Genomic DNA, 1,670 nt, shown 5'->3' on the forward strand with positions numbered 1-1,670 from the left:
GGCTCAAAGGGCGGGGAATTCCACAGATCTAATGGATCCGGCGGTTGTACATCATAGTGTCCGTAAACCAGCACGGTGGGCAGGTTCTTATCGATTATTTTTTCTCCGTAGACCACAGGATGACCGGGGGTTTCACAGATCTCTGCGGAATCACAACCGGCATCCAGAAGATTTTTCTTCACCGCTTCAGCGGTTTTCAGCATATCGGGTTTGTGCTTGGAATCGGCGCTCACCGATGGAATTTTCAGAAGATCAATGAGTTCGTTTATAAAACGATCTTTATTGGCTTCTACGTATGATTTGATGTCATTCATTGTTTAAATTTTTAAGAGATATAAAGGTAAAAAATTTTTTTGCGGAGTATTTGAGAATTGAAACATTTATGTATATTTGCATCCGCTTACGACAAGTAAGTGCTTTTACAACGAGTCCTAAGTGTTGTAAAATGAAAATGCGGGCGTGGTGGAATTGGTAGACACGCTAGACTTAGGATCTAGTGCCGTGAGGTGTGGAGGTTCGAGTCCTCTCGCCCGCACAGAAAGCTCTTCAGAAATGAGGGGCTTTTTTTATGCAATTAATTTAAGCCACAGCGAAAGGGCTTGTATAGAAACAGAGCAGTAATCAAAAAGACTCTGTAAAAAATTAATATTTACTTTTGGACTTAACCGAAATCTATGAGACAAATTCTTCTTATTCTAATTTTTGTGAGCTTTTTGTCCTGTGAGGATGAGGAAAAAAGACAAACTGTTCAGGAGGCGCAGGAAATTGAGGAAATTATAGAAAAGACTATTGAGGTTGCCGGAGGGGAAAATTATAAAAAGGCGACGATTAGCTTTAATTTCAGAGAAAACACCTATAAAAGTGAGCGTAATGGTCTGGAATTTTCACTGGAAAAACAATCTACTGAAGGCCTGGACAGCATTCGGGATATGGTGAGTAATAGCGGCTTTCAGCGATACGTGAACGATAGTCTGCGCATTATTCCCGATTCCCTGCTGGTTAGGTTAAATAAGGAAATAAAAACGGTTCATTATTTTGCACATCTGCCTTATGGGTTGGATAATCGCGGACTGAATAAGGAACTGCTAGAAGAGGCCCGGATAGAAGGTGAGCCATATTATCAGTTAAAAATGAGCTTCGGGCAGAGAGCTTCGGGGGTGGCCGGGCATGATGAATTTCTTTACTGGATCCATAAAGAGGACTTCACCCTGGACTATCTGGCCTATAAGTTTGTAGAAGAAGAGGAGGGGATAAGGTTCAGGGCTGCATTTAATCCCAGGGTGATCAACGGGATAAGGTTTGTTGATTACCGGAATTTTACTTTCCGCAATTCCGAAACCGGGCTGTCCGAACTCGATGAGCTATACGAAAACGATAAACTGGAGTTGCTTTCTACTATTGAGACAAAAATCCTGGAAGTAGCAGTTAAGGAGTAGCATCTTTGATCCTGTACCCATCAATTGTTTCACGCAAAGCTCGCGGAGAGAGCGCAGAGAACGCAAAGGTTTATTTTTAATCGTTCCGAAATTATAATTTACTAAAGCAGCCCAAAGAGCTTAGCAGGATGAGATACCGGGTCCAGCCCGGCATGACATTTCTTTCCAGGCTTGTCATCCTGAGCTTGACTCAGGATCTCATAACAGTGAGCTTAAAATGTGCGAACTTTCTTC

General features: G+C 42.2%; 1 protein-coding gene, 1 tRNA gene and 1 pseudogene. 2 read left to right on the forward strand and 1 reads right to left on the reverse strand.

Going from position 1 to position 1,670, the window contains the following annotated elements:
* Positions 1-314 (reverse strand): annotated as a pseudogene (locus ACESK1_RS13325) (peptidase dimerization domain protein); the annotation flags it as partial.
* 139 nt (positions 315-453) lie between these two features.
* Between ACESK1_RS13325 and ACESK1_RS13330 the strand changes: the two are divergent.
* Both ACESK1_RS13330 and ACESK1_RS13335 read left to right on the forward strand, forming a co-directional pair.
* A tRNA-Leu gene (locus ACESK1_RS13330) sits at positions 454-535 on the forward strand.
* A 139-nt stretch (positions 536-674) separates the two neighbouring features.
* The gene (locus ACESK1_RS13335) at positions 675-1,436 is read left to right on the forward strand and encodes a DUF6503 family protein (protein WP_372920654.1); all 762 of its coding nucleotides are present in this window, start codon (positions 675-677) and stop codon (positions 1,434-1,436) included.
* The last annotated feature ends 234 nt before the right edge of the window (positions 1,437-1,670 follow it).

The organism is Salegentibacter sp. (assembly GCF_041642575.1).
Taxonomy (GTDB): domain Bacteria; phylum Bacteroidota; class Bacteroidia; order Flavobacteriales; family Flavobacteriaceae; genus Salegentibacter.

Coding starts and splice junctions, on each gene's coding strand:
- ACESK1_RS13335 (WP_372920654.1), top strand. CDS start 675: ATGAGACAAATTCTTCTTATTCTAATTTTTGTGAGCTTTTTGTCCTGT.